The organism is Massilia sp. MP_M2, from assembly GCF_039123635.1.
GTDB lineage: Bacteria > Pseudomonadota > Gammaproteobacteria > Burkholderiales > Burkholderiaceae_D > Telluria.
This window is the reverse complement of record NZ_JBCHJF010000006.1, coordinates 274,236-287,910: the sequence shown is the minus strand read 5'-3', so window position 1 is coordinate 287,910 and position 13,675 is coordinate 274,236. Positions and strand designations below refer to the sequence as shown.

13 protein-coding genes are annotated in these 13,675 nt (G+C 65.9%); 11 read left to right on the top strand and 2 right to left on the bottom strand.

Features of this window, described 5'->3' with window-relative positions:
* Positions 1-227 precede the first annotated feature (227 nt).
* Positions 228-2,426, top strand: coding sequence for an OsmC domain/YcaO domain-containing protein (locus RCH14_RS15255; protein WP_343026946.1), 2,199 nt, complete (start codon positions 228-230; stop codon positions 2,424-2,426).
* Positions 2,427-2,455: 29 nt separating this feature from the next.
* Here the strand turns inward: RCH14_RS15255 and eutC are convergent, their stop codons facing one another.
* A complete protein-coding gene (gene eutC, locus RCH14_RS15250) occupies positions 2,456-3,271 on the bottom strand; it encodes an ethanolamine ammonia-lyase subunit EutC (protein ID WP_343026945.1) in 816 nt (271 codons plus the stop codon).
* 8 nt (positions 3,272-3,279) lie between these two features.
* Entirely contained in the window at positions 3,280-4,671 is a 1,392-nt protein-coding gene (locus RCH14_RS15245; RefSeq protein ID WP_343026944.1) for an ethanolamine ammonia-lyase subunit EutB, read from the bottom strand.
* Between the two features lie 194 nt (positions 4,672-4,865).
* On the opposite strand from RCH14_RS15245, the gene RCH14_RS15240 reads away from it, so the two are divergent.
* The 10 genes from RCH14_RS15240 to RCH14_RS15195 all read left to right on the top strand — a co-directional run bounded on the left by RCH14_RS15240 (position 4,866) and on the right by RCH14_RS15195 (position 13,673).
* Complete coding sequence (locus RCH14_RS15240; RefSeq protein ID WP_343026943.1) at positions 4,866-6,347, top strand: TonB C-terminal domain-containing protein; 1,482 nt, start codon at positions 4,866-4,868, stop codon at positions 6,345-6,347.
* Positions 6,348-6,437: 90 nt separating this feature from the next.
* On the top strand, positions 6,438-6,761 hold the full coding sequence (locus RCH14_RS15235; protein WP_343026942.1) for an H-NS histone family protein: 324 nt from the start codon (positions 6,438-6,440) through the stop codon (positions 6,759-6,761).
* Between the two features lie 133 nt (positions 6,762-6,894).
* The gene (locus tag RCH14_RS15230) at positions 6,895-7,047 is read left to right on the top strand and encodes a hypothetical protein (protein ID WP_343026941.1); all 153 of its coding nucleotides are present in this window, start codon (positions 6,895-6,897) and stop codon (positions 7,045-7,047) included.
* Positions 7,048-7,533: 486 nt separating this feature from the next.
* Positions 7,534-8,643 (top strand): esterase-like activity of phytase family protein, encoded by a 1,110-nt coding sequence (locus RCH14_RS15225; protein WP_343026940.1) that lies wholly within the window; start codon positions 7,534-7,536, stop codon positions 8,641-8,643.
* Positions 8,644-8,753: 110 nt separating this feature from the next.
* Positions 8,754-9,374 (top strand): thermostable hemolysin, encoded by a 621-nt coding sequence (locus tag RCH14_RS15220; RefSeq protein WP_343026939.1) that lies wholly within the window; start codon positions 8,754-8,756, stop codon positions 9,372-9,374.
* On the top strand, positions 9,355-10,821 hold the full coding sequence (locus RCH14_RS15215; RefSeq protein ID WP_343026938.1) for an AMP-binding protein: 1,467 nt from the start codon (positions 9,355-9,357) through the stop codon (positions 10,819-10,821). The genes RCH14_RS15220 and RCH14_RS15215 overlap by 20 nt, the downstream gene beginning before the upstream one ends.
* Positions 10,822-10,832: 11 nt before the next feature.
* Positions 10,833-11,504 (top strand): iron-containing redox enzyme family protein, encoded by a 672-nt coding sequence (locus RCH14_RS15210; RefSeq protein WP_343026937.1) that lies wholly within the window; start codon positions 10,833-10,835, stop codon positions 11,502-11,504.
* 1 nt (position 11,505) lies between these two features.
* Positions 11,506-12,324: an SDR family oxidoreductase gene (locus RCH14_RS15205; protein WP_343026936.1), complete on the top strand. Its 819-nt coding sequence runs from the start codon at positions 11,506-11,508 to the stop codon at positions 12,322-12,324.
* The gene (locus RCH14_RS15200) at positions 12,321-12,983 is read left to right on the top strand and encodes a tetratricopeptide repeat protein (RefSeq protein WP_343026935.1); all 663 of its coding nucleotides are present in this window, start codon (positions 12,321-12,323) and stop codon (positions 12,981-12,983) included. Before RCH14_RS15205 ends, RCH14_RS15200 begins: the two co-directional genes overlap by 4 nt.
* A 24-nt stretch (positions 12,984-13,007) precedes the next feature.
* On the top strand, positions 13,008-13,673 hold the full coding sequence (locus tag RCH14_RS15195) for a response regulator transcription factor (protein ID WP_343026934.1): 666 nt from the start codon (positions 13,008-13,010) through the stop codon (positions 13,671-13,673).
* Positions 13,674-13,675: the final 2 nt, after the last annotated feature.

Below are 13,675 nucleotides of genomic sequence, written 5' to 3'. Positions count from 1 at the left end.
GCCCGAGCGGCTTGATTTGAAGGGTGCGCGCGCTTTTGCTGCTGCGCTGAGTGCGCCCGTTGTCGACTGTCCGGCGCTGTAACGATGCTAGAATGGCGGGCCGCGAGCGTGGCACCTGGCGCCTGGCGCCGGCAGCCCACCCGCCCGCATACGAATAATAATAAAGCCCTGTTTTCACAGGGCTTTATGTTTTTGAACGATTTAGAGCGTTACTGAGGAAATCTGCGATGGAAATTAAGGTCAACTTTCTCGACAAACTGCGTCTTGAGGCGAAGTTCGATGACTTCACGGTCATTGCCGACCAACCCATCCGCTACAAGGGTGACGGTTCGGCCCCGGGGCCGTTCGATTACTTCCTGGCGTCGTCGGCCCTGTGCGCGGCGTACTTCGTCAAGCTGTACTGCGACACGCGCAACATCCCGACCGAAAACATCCGCCTGTCGCAGAATAATATCGTTGACCCGGAAAACCGCTACCAGCAGATTTTCAAGATCCAGGTGGAGCTGCCTGCCGATATCTCGGACAAGGACCGCCAGGGCATCCTTCGCTCGATCGAGCGTTGCACCGTAAAAAAGGTGGTGCAGGCCGGCCCCGAGTTCGTCATCGAAGAAGTCGAGAATCTCGACGCCGATGCGCAGACGCTGCTGACGCTGCAGCCGTCGACCGACTCGCGCACCTATATCACCGGCAAGGACCTGCCGCTCGAACAGACCATCGCCAATATGTCGGGCATGCTGGCCGACTGGGGCATCAAGATCGAGATCGCGTCGTGGCGCAATATCGTTCCGAACGTGTGGTCGCTGCACATCCGCGACGCCCATTCGCCGATGTGCTTCACCAACGGCAAGGGCGCGACCAAAGAAAGCGCGCTGGCCTCGGCGCTGGGTGAATACATCGAGCGCCTCAATTGCAATCACTTCTACGCCGGCGCATTCTGGGGCGAAGACATTGCCAATGCGCCGTTCGTCCATTATCCGAACGAGCGCTGGTTCCAGCCGGGCCCGCACGACGCGCTGCCGGCGGAGATTCTCGACGCGTACAGCCTCGAGATCTACAACCCGGATGACGAATTGCGTGGCTCGCACCTGATCGACACCAATTCGGGCAATGCCGCGCGCGGCATTTGCGCGCTGCCGTACGTGCGCCAATCGGACAATGCCGTCGTCTACTTCCCGACCAACCTGATCGAAAACCTGTACGTCAGCAATGGCATGAGCGCCGGTAACACGCTGGCCGAAGCGCAGGTCCAGTGCCTGTCCGAGATTTTCGAACGCGCGGTCAAGCGCGAAATCCTGGAAGGTGAATTGTCGCTGCCGGACGTGCCGCAAGCCGTATTGGCGAAGTATCCTGGCATCGTGGCCGGTATCGCGGCGCTGGAAGAGCAGGGCTTCCCGGTGCTGGTGAAAGACGCGTCGATGGGCGGCACCTACCCGGTCATGTGCGTGACGCTGATGAACCGCAAGACCGGCGGCGTGTTCGCGTCGTTCGGCGCGCACCCGAGTTTCGAAGTGGCGCTCGAGCGCAGCCTGACCGAACTCCTGCAAGGCCGCAGCTTCGAAGGCTTGAACGATCTGCCGCAGCCGACCTTTGCCAGCAATGCTGTCACCGAGCCGAATAACTTCGTCGAACACTTCATCGATTCAAGCGGCATCGTGTCGTGGCGCTTTTTCAGCGCCAAAGCCGATTTCGATTTCGTGGAATGGGATTTTTCGAGCCAGGGCGAACACGCCAATGCAGAGGAAGCGGCGACGCTGCTGGCGATTCTCGCCGACATGGGCAAGGAAGTTTATACGGCGGTGTACGACCAGCTTGGCGCGACCGCGTGCCGTATTCTGGTGCCGGGTTACTCGGAGATCTATCCGGTCGAAGACCTGATCTGGGATAACACGAACAAGTCGCTGCTGTTCCGCAGCGATATACTGAATCTGCATCGTCTGGACGACGCCAGCCTGGAAGCGCTGATCGATCGCCTGGAAAACAGTGAGCTCGACGAGTATTCGGATATCGCCACGCTGATCGGCATCGAGTTTGACGAGAATACCGAGTGGGGCCAACTGACCGTGCTCGAACTCAAGCTGCTGATTCACCTGGCGCTTGGGCAGCTCGAGGATGCCCACGAACTGGTAGGTGCGTTCTTGCAATACAACGACAACACCGTCGAACGCCGCCTGTTCTATCAAGCGATGAATGTGGTGCTGGAAGTGTCGCTCGACGACGATCTGGAACTGGATGATTATGTCGCCAACTTCCGCCGCATGTATGGCGACGAGCGAATGGACGCGGTGCTGGGTTCGGTCGATGGCAGCGTGCGCTTCCATGGCCTGACCCCGACGAGCATGGCGCTGGAGGGCCTCGACCGTCATCATCGCCTGATCGACAGCTACAAGAAGCTGCACGCAGCGCGGGCGAAGGCGGCAGCCCGCTGAGCTGGTCACGGGGCGGTTCGCGTCGCTGTCTAGAGCAGGAATGCTGGCCCGCTGCCACCCCGCAGCCCGGCCTCGTGGGCCGTCTCGTCCTTCAACGCGACCCCGCTCAACTGCCGTAGTCGCGCCTGCCCGAGCAGATAATGCAGCCTGGCGGCAGCTTGGGTATCACGTAAACCTGCCGGCCTGACGTTCGAGATGCAGTTGCGCCGCTCGTCCGTCAGGCCGACGCGCGGCGCCCAGGTCAGGTAGATGCCCATGCTGTCCGGTGCGCTCAGGCCCGGCCGTTCCCCGATCAGCACCACCACGATCTTCGCGTCCAGCACTTCACCGACCTCGTCGCCCACTGCGACGCGGCCTTGCTGGACGATCGTCGTCGGGGCCAGGGTCCAGGCTTCAGCTGCCAGTTGCAGATGCAGCGCTGCCAAAAAGGGCGCGGCATTCTGCGCGATCGCGTGCGAGGACAGGCCATCGGCCACGACGATGGCCAGGTCGCAGCGGCGGTTGCCATCGTCGACACCTGCCAGGAGCGCGCGTGATGCAGCATCGAGCCGCCGCCCCAGATCCGGCCGCTGCAGATAAACGTTGCGGTTCGCGGCCGCGCTGTGCAGCAGGAGGGGCGGGGCGGCGTGCGGCCACGCTGCCTGCAGTGCGGGCATGAGCGCATCAGTGTCGAGAGGAAGGTGCACGGCGTCGCGTGCGCGTGCATGCGCGAGCTGGAAGGCGAGCTGTGCGCCCGTCGGCTGGCTGATGCCGGCGGCGCCCAGCGCAATGCGGGCGTCGGTGAACTGGCGCAAGGCCTGCCAGGGTGCAGCGCCGGTAATCGGGTCGTCAATCGAATCGGACATGGGCAACCTCAGGAGGACTGCAACAGCGCGCGCTGGAATGCCGGGGGCACGCTGCGCCCCAATTTGACTTGGCCCGCGCCCTTGAAAATGCCCAGTGCGCGCAGCCACGCGTCGAACTCGGGCGCCGGCTGCAGGCCCAGCGCGCGGCGCGCGTACAGGGCGTCGTGGAACGACGTCGTCTGGTAATTGAGCATGATGTCGTCTCCGCCCGGAATGCCCATCACGAAGGTGCAGCCGGCCGTGCCCAGCATCGTCAGCAGCACGTCCATGTCGTCCTGGTCGGCTTCGGCGTGGTTGGTATAGCAGACGTCGCACCCCATCGGCAGGCCGAGCAGCTTGGCGCAGAAGTGGTCTTCCAGGCCGGCGCGGATGATCTGCTTGCCGTCGTACAGGTATTCCGGCCCCATGAAGCCCACCACGGTGTTGACCAGCAGCGGTTCGAACGCGCGCGCCACGGCATACGCGCGCGCCTCGCAGGTTTGCTGGTCGACGCCGTGGTTGGCATTGGCCGACAGCGCGCTGCCCTGGCCGGTCTCGAAATACATGACGTTGTTGCCGACCGTGCCGCGGCCCAGCGACAGGGCAGCGGCGCGGGCTTCGGCAAGCAGCGCCAGGTCGATGCCGAAGCTGGCATTGGCCGCCTGCGTGCCGGCGATCGACTGGAATACCAGGTCGACCGGGGCCCCGCGCCGAATCGCCTCAATGGTATTGGTGACATGCGTCAGCACACAAGACTGGGTGGGGATCTCGTAGCGGCCGATGATATCGTCCAGCATCGTGACGAGCTTGACCACCTGCGCGACGTTGTCGGTGGCCGGATTGATGCCGATGACCGCGTCGCCGCTGCCGTACATCAGGCCGTCGAACAGGCTGGCCGCGATGCCCGACAGGTCGTCGAGCGGGTGGTTCGGCTGCAGGCGCGTCGACAGTGTGCCGGCCAGGCCGATCGTGTTGCGAAAGCGCGTGACCACGCGGCACTTGCGCGCCACCAGCACAAGGTCCTGGATGCGCATGATCTTCGACACTGCCGCCGCCATTTCGGGTGTGATGCCAGGTGCGACGCGCGCCAGCACGGCCCCGTCGACAGCGTCGCCCAGCAGCCACTCGCGCAAACTCCCCACGGTCAGGTGGCGGATCGGCGCGAATGCGGCGGCGTCGTGGCGGTCGATGATCAGGCGCGTGACTTCATCGGCTTCGTACGGCACGACGACGTCGTTCAGAAATGTGCTCAAGGGCAAATCGGCCAGTGCCATTTGCGCGGCGACGCGTTCTTCGGCGCTGCCGGCGGCGATACCTGCCAGGTGGTCGCCCGAGCGCGCGGGTGTGGCCTTGGCCAGCAGGTCGCGCAGATCGGCAAACAGATAGGTCCTGGTACCGACGATGTGGGATATCCGGGGCATGAAGGCGGTCCTTCGCTTGTGTGGGTCAATACCGGGCGACTACGCTGCACGACGCTGGCGTTACCGGCGATAGTGCCACAGGTCGGCCGTGTTCAGGGAGCGTGGCGACGGGGGCAGCGGTGTGATAGCATCGCCGCTCATCTTGCACCATTGGCAACTCACCACCTTCACGCGAATCCGACCGACCCGACAATGTGAGAACCCCTTCCGACACGCCGACGTTTTCCTGGCGCATGCGCCTGGCACTGCTGCTATCGCTGGCGACCCACGCTCTGCTGCTGAGCATTCCACTCGAGGGCGACGTGTTCGGGCTTCCAGGATTGCGCATGCCGTGGGAAGAGCGGCGATTGGCGGCGACTGAACTCAATGTCAGGCTGGCGCCAGCACCGACGTCATTACCTGCGCCAGTCACAGCACCAACGGCGCTGCCACCCGTATCCAGCACAGCAGCACAGGCGTCGGTCGCCATGAGTCAGCCGACGCCGCCCGTCTCGCCGGCACCGAGCGCGCCCGCGACCGCGGTGGAACCAGCACCGGTTGCCAAGGTCCCGCCAGCGCCAGCGCCAGCGCCAGCGCCACAGGACGACGACGCGGCCGGAGCGCGCATCATCGCGCTCGACGACGACAAACGGGACCAGGCGATTGCAGAAGAGCGCGTGCGCCAGCAGGTTGTAGAGCGCGAGGCTGCGCGTGCGGCGGCGGCCGCCGCCGCGGCCCAACAGCAGCGGCTTGCCGAGCTGACTGCACAGGCGCAGGCGCAGGCACAGGCACAGGCCCGTGCGCAGGCGGCCCGGGAAGCACTGGCCAGTGCCGAGGCAGCGCAACGCGACGCCGAACGGGTCGATGCACATCGCCTCGACGAAGCGAACCGCGAGGCGGCGGCCCAGCGTGAGGCAGCCCGCGCAGAAACCGCCCGGCAGGAACAGGCCAGGCGCGACGCGACGCGCCAGGAGCAGGCACGGCTTGACGCCGCGCGCGCCGAAGCGGCCCGGCAGGAACAGGCGCGAGTGGCGCAACAGGACGCAGCACGCCAGGATGCGATCAGGCAGGAAGCAGCGCGCCATGAAGCAGCACGCCAGGACGCGATGAGGCAGGAAGCAGCGCGCCAGGAAGCAGCACGCCAGGACGCGATCAGGCAAGAAGCAGCGCGCCAGGAAGCAGCACGCCAGGACGCAATGCGGCAGGAAGCAGCGCGCCTGGCGCAGTTGCCGCAAGCGCCAGCGGCGCCCGCGCAAAGCGCGCAGGAAACGCAGCGTGAAGAGCGCCTGCGCGCGATCGGCCGGCAACTGAACCAGGAGGCAGCGCAGCGTGATGCCGCCGGCGGGCAGCGTCGCGGCTGGCTGCTGGGCCGCGCCGACGCCAACGCCGACCTCGTGGCGTATGCGGAAGCCATGGGCCGCAAGATCGAGCTGAACATGAGCCTGAACGCCGTGCGCGAGATCGTCAAGCAGCCGCACAGGCAGCCGCTCGTGACCGTGGCCGTGCGCAGCGACGGTTCGGTAGAGCGGGTGACGTTCGTGACCTCGAGCGGCGTGCCCGCGGTCGATGAGGCGATCCGCCAGATCATCGCCAGTCACGCGCCGTATGGACCATTCCCGCCGGCGCTGGCGCGCCAGTATGATGTGGTGGAAATTCGCCGGACGTGGCTGTTCGATGTGGCGGTTCGCCTGCAGTAGGAACGAAGAAACACCACCTGATTGGGTCGCCATCAGGCGGCCTGGCATGATAGGGTGCTGTTTTCAATCACCGTAAAGCACCAGGCAACCATGCAAGACCTCTCCAAATATTCACTGGCCAAACTTCGCGCACTGGAAGTCCAGGTCGACGATGCGCTCAAAACCCAGCATTTCCTCAGCATCAGCAAGGCGCGCGAACAGATCCTCCACATCGCCCGCAATGCCGGTCTGACTGACAAACAAGTGCTGGCGATCAAAGCGCCAGTACCAGCAAAAGCAGGCGCCGCCAGCGTCGGCTACACCAATCCCGACGATCCTGCCCAGCAGTGGAGCGGTCGTGGCCGTCAACCGGCCTGGGTCAAGGCATGGATCGCCGCCGGCAAGTCGCTCGAGGACGTCAAGACCTCGGCTTGACCGTCGCCAGGCTGCCAGCAGGGCGCGGCATGGCCTTCGTCAATCGCGCGCGCTACGCCATTCCTGGGCATTGACCGGCTGCTCGTGTTCATGCCCGCAGTTCGTGATTCTCTGCTTGCCGAATTTTTCGATCATGTCGATGCTCGTTGCCGGGGAGCGCTCGGTAATGCAGTCGATGCCGGCAGCCGTGACCACGCGCGTGCGTCGCGCGCCGTCGCCACGGCATGGCCAGTCCGGATGGCTGGCGCAGGTACGGGTGCACGCCTGCGCTCGCCGGGCACGCTGACATGGCGTGTGGCAGGACGCGGCCTGCTGTCAGGCACCTGCACTTACTGCGTGAAAACCGCCTGTCGGTCGTTGTCGGGCGCTGGTTGGCGGCGTGCCTGCCATGCGGCCAGCAAGGCAACGTGCAGCAGCATGGCAAGGCCAATGCCCAGAACGCGATTCCACGAGGATGACAACGATGGCTTGCGTGAGTGGCTATCGGCCAAGTATGGGGGGGCGCCGTGAGCCAGTTATGCGAACATTCTCACCATGCCGGTTGAACGGCGCCGAGCAGACCTTGCGCGCCGCCAGCCGTTGCAACAGACCGTTCATTGGCTCGACCGTGTCGGTGTGCCCGCTGGCCGAGGTAGCGCGGGCGTCCTGCCGAAGACCCGGCGTGCGCATTCGACCAGCAAGAAAAGAGCGCAGGGCAGGCTGGCGCTCTGGCCGGGGGTTGAAGGATAATGGCCGTTTGCCGGCGGGTGAGCCGGTATTTTCGCAGACCGCCATGACCTTCATCCGCCGGCTTTTTGCCATTTCTGCTGCACTTCTGCTGACCGCATGCAGCACGCCTTCTCCCAGCCTGCGCCTGATCGGCGCTGCACAACTGGCAGGCGACTTGCGCGTCGGTGACACGCGCGTTGGCGGCTTGTCCGGCATCGATTACGACAGTGTGGCCAGCGAATGGCTCCTGGTCAGTGACGATCGGGGCGTGCATGGCCCGACGCGTTTCTACCGCGCGCGCATCGACTACGACGCGCAAGAGGTTTCGGATGTGCAGATCACCGGCATGCAGACTCTGGTGCAGGCTGGCGGCGCGCCGTACGCACGGCGCGGTGCGCCCGGACAGGTCGCCGACCTGGAGGCGCTGCGCATCGATCCGCTCGAGCGCAGTCTGTGGTTTGCCGGTGAAGGCGATCGCGCCGCGCGCTCGCCGATGCTGCTAGCCCGCGCCGGCATGGATGGCGCGCCCCTCGCCGCGCTGCCGTTTCCGGCAGCGCTGCAGATCCAGCCCGATGTGCCGGCGGGCGGGCGCACCAATGCGGGGCCGGAAGGCCTGAGTTTCAGCGTCGATGGCCAGCACCTGTGGCTGGCGATGGAAGGTGCGCTGATCCAGGATGGCCAGGCGTCGGCGCCGGGCGAGGGCGCGCTCACGCGGCTGGTCCTGTTGGATCGGCAGGGCCGCATCCTGGCGCAGTACGCGTACCGGCTCGAGCCGGTCCAGGCCCCGGGCCGGCCGGGCGGTTACAGCGAGACCGGCATTGCCGATATTCTGGCCATCGGGCCGCGCCGCCTGCTGGTCATCGAGCGCGCCGGTCGCCAGATGGCGCACGACTTCACCTTCGATGTGCGCCTGTACGACGTCGATCTGCAAGGCGCCACCGCGCTTGATCCGGACGCGCCGATCTCCGCTGGCGTGCGGCCGGCCGTCAAGCGCCAGTTGCTGGGCAACGCGCAGTTGCCGGCCGGCTGGTCCGACAACTACGAGGCGATGACATGGGGCCCGCGGCTGGCCAACGGCCACCGTTCCCTCGTGATTGTCTCGGATAATAATTTCACGGACGGGCCATCGCGCTTTCTCGTCTTCGATGCCGGGCCCGACAGCGCCTGGCGCTGAACCTGTTCGAGGCACTGCACCGCTGCCCTTCAGCAGCACCCGCGTTGATTAATCTGGCCTTAATGTTGCCCCCATAAGTTTCGTCATGGGAACAACAAAAGGAGTCTCCAGTGTCGACCACCATGCAATGCGCGACTCGCGCCAGCGCCACGCCACCCGCCGCATCCGGGACCGGGCGCACCCTTGAACTCGTGGCGCCGAACCATCCGGAGCGCGCGTCGCTCGAAGCGTTCATCGCCACCGAGTTTGCCCGCGTCTACGGCGCCACCCTGGAGCATTTCTGCCATACGCTTGCCGGGTGCCGCGACAGTGCCGGGCGCTGGGTCGCGGCGCTGGGTTATACGCTGGCCGGCGAGGGCCCGTTGTTTCTCGAACAATACCTGGAATGCCCGGTAGAGACCGAAATCGGCGCGCGCACCGGCCGCCCTGTCGCGCGTGCCGGCATCGTCGAAGTGGGCAATCTGGCCAGTACCGATGCGGGCGCCGCGCGCGCACTGATCGTGGCCATGACGCACCAGTTGCATTGCCAGGGCCTGGTCTGGGTCACGTTCACCGCCACGCGGGCGCTGCTCAATTCATTCGCACGGCTGCGACTGGCGCCGTCAGTACTGGCCGACGCCGACCCGGCGCGCCTGGGGCAGGCACAGGGGGCATGGGGCAGCTATTACGCGACCCATCCGCAAGTCATGTTCGGCAATATTGGATTCGGTCATGATCAACTGGCGCGCTAAGCTCCCCGCAAGCGGCGCCGTGCTGGAAGGCGCGCACGGCACCTGGAGCGCGGGCGTGCTCATCGAGCGTGTCGAGGCGCTGGCGCGGATGTTGCGCGCCACGTTCCGTACCGGCGCTGCGCTGGCAATCCTGGCCGACAACGGTCCCGAATGGATTGCCATCGACCTTGCCGTGCACGAAGCCGGCATGACGCTGGTACCGCTGCCGTCGTTCTTCACGCCGCCCCAGTGGCGTCACGCGCTGACGCTGGCCGCGGTCGAAGGCCTGTTCTGCGTCGATGCAGCGCTGGCCGGCGCGTTGGGCTACACCACGGCCGTCGCCACGCCCGGCGCCTTGTCGTTGTATGCCGGTGTCAGGCTGCAAGCCAGCGTGCCGCCGGGCGTACAGAAAGTGACGTTCACATCCGGCACGACGGCGCAGCCCAAGGGTGTGTGCCTGGGTTCGGGCCAGCAGTGGGCGCTGGCACAGGTGCTGGCCGACGCGCTGGCCGGCCTGAACATCCGACGCCATCTGAATCTGCTGCCGTTGTCAGTCCTGCTTGAAAACATCGCCGGTACCTACACGGCGATGCTGTCGGGCGCACTCAATGTCAGCCTGCCGCTGGCCATGACCGGTCTGCGCGGCGCGGCGTCGTTCGACCCCGGGGTCTGTCTTGCCGCCATCGCCGCCACGCGCGCCGAAAGCGTGATCCTGTTGCCGCAGATGCTGCAGGCGCTGGTCGGCGCAGTGCGGCCGGGCGATCCGCGCCTTGCCAGTCTGAAGTTCATCGCGGTCGGTGGCGCCCGGACGCCCAAGGCGCTGATCGAGGCGGCGCAGGCCTTGGGGTTCCCCGTGTACGAAGGGTATGGCCTGTCGGAGTGCGGCTCGGTCGTGTCGCTGAACCTGCCGGGGCAGGCGCGCATCGGCAGCGCCGGCAAACCGCTCCCCAACCGCAGTGTGCGCATCGCGCCGGACGGCGAGATCGAAGTCGGCGGCGGCGTCATGGCGGGCTATCTGGGCCAGGCGCCAGCCGATCATGCGCCAGGCCAGGAAACCTGGCTGGGCACCGGCGACATCGGCCATCTCGACGCCGACGGTTACCTGCACATCGACGGGCGCAAGAACAATGTGCTGGTCACCGCCTACGGGCGCAACGTGTCGCCCGAATGGCCCGAATCGCTATTGCTCGGCACCGGCGTACTGGCCCAGGCAATGGTGGTCGGTGACGCCCGCGCCTACCTGGCGGCGGCTCTCGTGCCGCTGCAGGCCGATGCGCCGGACGCCGTGATCGATGCCGCCGTGGCCCGGGTCAATGAGCAATTACCCGACTATGCACGCATTGGCGCGTGGTTTCGCACCACGCCCTTTTCGGAGGCCGACGGCACCGTCACCGCGAACGGCCGCTTGCGGCGCGACACCGCGCGCACGCGCTGCGCGGCGCACATCGAACAAATTTATCAGTCCTGAAGGAGAAATATATGCAGTTCTACGACATCCTGTGCCAGCAAACCGAACCCCAGCGCCAGCAACTGCTGGGCACACCGCTGATCGGGCAGGCGCTGACGGGCGATATCGACCTTGACCAGTACGTGGCGTTCCTGACGCAGGCGTACCATCATGTGAAGCACACGGTGCCGCTGATGATGGCGTGCGGCAGCCGTTTGCGTGACGAGCAAGCATGGTTGCGCCAGAGCATCGCCGAATACATCGAAGAGGAAATCGGCCATGAAGAATGGATCCTGTCCGATATCGCCGCCTGTGGTGGCGACCCGGACCTGGCGCGCCGTTCGCAGCCGCTGCCGGCGACTGAACTGATGGTGGCATATGCCTACCACGGGATCGACCGCGGCAATCCGATCGGCTTCTTCGGCATGGTGCACGTGCTGGAAGGCACCAGCACCGCGCTGGCGACCCAGGCCGCGCAGACGATCCAGCTGCGCCTCGACCTGCCGGATGCCGCGTTCAGCTACCTGACCTCGCATGGCAGTCTCGACCTGGAACATGTGCAGTTCTTCGTGAACCTGATGAACCAGCTTGGGAACGAGGCGGACCGCGCGGCCGTGATCCATGGCGCGCGCATGATGTACCGCCTGTACGGCGACATCTTCCGCAGCCTGCCGCAGCGCGCTCCCAGCCTGGTCGGGGTCTAGCATGGCGCACAAGACATGGCGGCTGGTACTGACCGGCGCGAGCGGGGGCATCGGCCAGGCGCTGGCGAAGGCCCTGGCGCCGTACTGCGCGTCGATGGTGCTGGTCGGCCGCAACGGTGAGGTGCTCGAGGCGCTGCGTGAGCGGCTCGGGCCGCATCTGGTGCGGATCGTCGTGGGCGACGCGACGCAGGAAGCCACGCTCGACGCCATCGCGGCGGCGGCAGGCGAGCTCGGTGGCGTCGATCTGTTGATCAACAATGCCGGCATCAACGCGTTCCATGCGTTCGAGAGCCAGGCGCCGGCGGCGCTGCGCAGTCTGCTCGAGGTCAACCTGCTCGCGCCGATGCTGCTCACGCAGCGCCTGCTGCCGCAACTGCACCAGGCGCCGAGCGCGCAGGTCATCAATGTCGGCTCGCTGTTCGGCTACCTGGGCTATCCCGGGTTCGCCGGCTATTGCGCCAGCAAATCGGGCCTGCGCGGCTTCACCCAGGCGCTGCGGCGCGAACTGGGCGACACCAGCATCGCGGTGCGGCACTTCATCCCGCGCGCGGCCCGCACGCCGATCAATGCCGGGGCGGTCGAGGCGATGAACGCCGAGATGGGCGTGGCGCTCGACGAGCCGGCCGATGTGGCGCGCCAGTTGTGCAAGTTCATCCAGGGGTCGGCATGGGAGTACAAGCCGGGGCTGAAAGAAGCGCTGCTCGCGCTCGTCAATCACCTGCTGCCAGCCTTGCCCGACCGGGCTATCCTGGGCCAGTTGCCCGTCATTCGCAAACATATGCCGGCGTCTGTCCGGCACGCACAACCGAGGTCATCATGAAAATATCGCATCGCACATTCGCCACCGCCGCATTCTGCATCGCCGCCTATGGCGCGGTCTGCAGCGTTGCTGTGGCAGCACCGGCCGACGACGCCGTCAGTACATTGCAACAGCGCTGGGAACAAGTGAAATACGGGGCGCCTGCGGGTGGGCAGGAGCGCGCCTTCGAGGCCCTGAGCGCCGAGGCGGACACCGTGCTGGCGCGCTATCCCGATAACGCCGGCGTGCTGATCTGGCATGGCATCGTCGTGGCAAGCCATGCCGGCGCCAAGGGTGGCCTGGGCGCGCTGGGTCTGGCCAAGACGGCCAAGAAGGATTTCGAAGCCGCGCTGCAGACCGACCCGAAGGCGCTGGCCGGTTCCGCCTACACGAGCCTCGGCAGCCTGTATTATCAGGTGCCGGGCTGGCCGATCGGCTTTGGCGACAAGGACAAGGCGCGCGAGAATCTGCAGCAGGGCCTGGCGCTGAACCCGGACGGGATCGATGCCAATTTCTTCCTTGGCGACTTTTTGTATCGTCAGGGTGACATGGCAGGCGCCGAACGTTGCCTGCGCAAGGCGCTGCAAGCGCCGGCGCGCCCCGGGCGCAAGCTGGCCGACGCGGGGCGGCGGGCCGAAGTCGAAGCGCTGCTGGCGCAGGTCGCGGCCAAGCGCAAGTGATGCAATCAGCTGGAGACGCGCAGGATGCGAATATTACTTGTCGAAGATGACGAATCGCTGGCATCGGGCCTGAAGCTGGCGCTCGGGCGGGCCTGTTACACGGTCGAACACGTGGGCGATGGCGTGGCTGCGGTCGCGGCGCTGGAACACAATGCGTTCGACCTGGCCATCCTCGACCTCGGCCTGCCGCGCCTGGACGGCATCGACGTGCTGGCAAAGGTGCGGCGCGCCGGCAATGCCGTGCCGGTGCTGGTGCTGTCGGCGCGCGATGCGGTGCGCGACCGGATCGTCGCGCTCGACCTGGGCGCCGACGATTATCTGATCAAGCCGTTCGATGTCGACGAGTTGCTCGCGCGGGTGCGGGTGCTCGAGCGGCGCCGCGCCGGCGTGTCGGTCAACCAGCTGCGCTTTGGCGACCTGGCACTGGATCTCGCGGGCATGGCGGTCAGCTGGAAAAATCAGCCGATCGATCTGCAGCACCGTGAATTCATGCTGCTCAGACGCCTCGTCGAGCAGCCCAACAAGGTGTTTACCCGCAGCGAACTCGAAGCGTCGTTGTATGGCTGGGGCGAGGGCGTGGCCAGCAATGCCATCGATGTCTACGTACACCATGTCCGGCGCAAGATCGATCCTGACCTGATCAAGACGGTGCGTGGGCTTGGCTATCGCATCGGGAATTTGCCCACATGAGT

Coding starts and splice junctions, on each gene's coding strand:
- RCH14_RS15255 (WP_343026946.1), top strand. CDS start 228: ATGGAAATTAAGGTCAACTTTCTCGACAAACTGCGTCTTGAGGCGAAG.
- eutC (WP_343026945.1), bottom strand. CDS start 3,271: ATGTCCGATTCGATTGACGACCCGATTACCGGCGCTGCACCCTGGCAG.
- RCH14_RS15245 (WP_343026944.1), bottom strand. CDS start 4,671: ATGCCCCGGATATCCCACATCGTCGGTACCAGGACCTATCTGTTTGCC.
- RCH14_RS15235 (WP_343026942.1), top strand. CDS start 6,438: ATGCAAGACCTCTCCAAATATTCACTGGCCAAACTTCGCGCACTGGAA.
- RCH14_RS15230 (WP_343026941.1), top strand. CDS start 6,895: ATGTCGATGCTCGTTGCCGGGGAGCGCTCGGTAATGCAGTCGATGCCG.
- RCH14_RS15225 (WP_343026940.1), top strand. CDS start 7,534: ATGACCTTCATCCGCCGGCTTTTTGCCATTTCTGCTGCACTTCTGCTG.
- RCH14_RS15215 (WP_343026938.1), top strand. CDS start 9,355: ATGATCAACTGGCGCGCTAAGCTCCCCGCAAGCGGCGCCGTGCTGGAA.
- RCH14_RS15210 (WP_343026937.1), top strand. CDS start 10,833: ATGCAGTTCTACGACATCCTGTGCCAGCAAACCGAACCCCAGCGCCAG.
- RCH14_RS15205 (WP_343026936.1), top strand. CDS start 11,506: ATGGCGCACAAGACATGGCGGCTGGTACTGACCGGCGCGAGCGGGGGC.
- RCH14_RS15200 (WP_343026935.1), top strand. CDS start 12,321: ATGAAAATATCGCATCGCACATTCGCCACCGCCGCATTCTGCATCGCC.
- RCH14_RS15195 (WP_343026934.1), top strand. CDS start 13,008: ATGCGAATATTACTTGTCGAAGATGACGAATCGCTGGCATCGGGCCTG.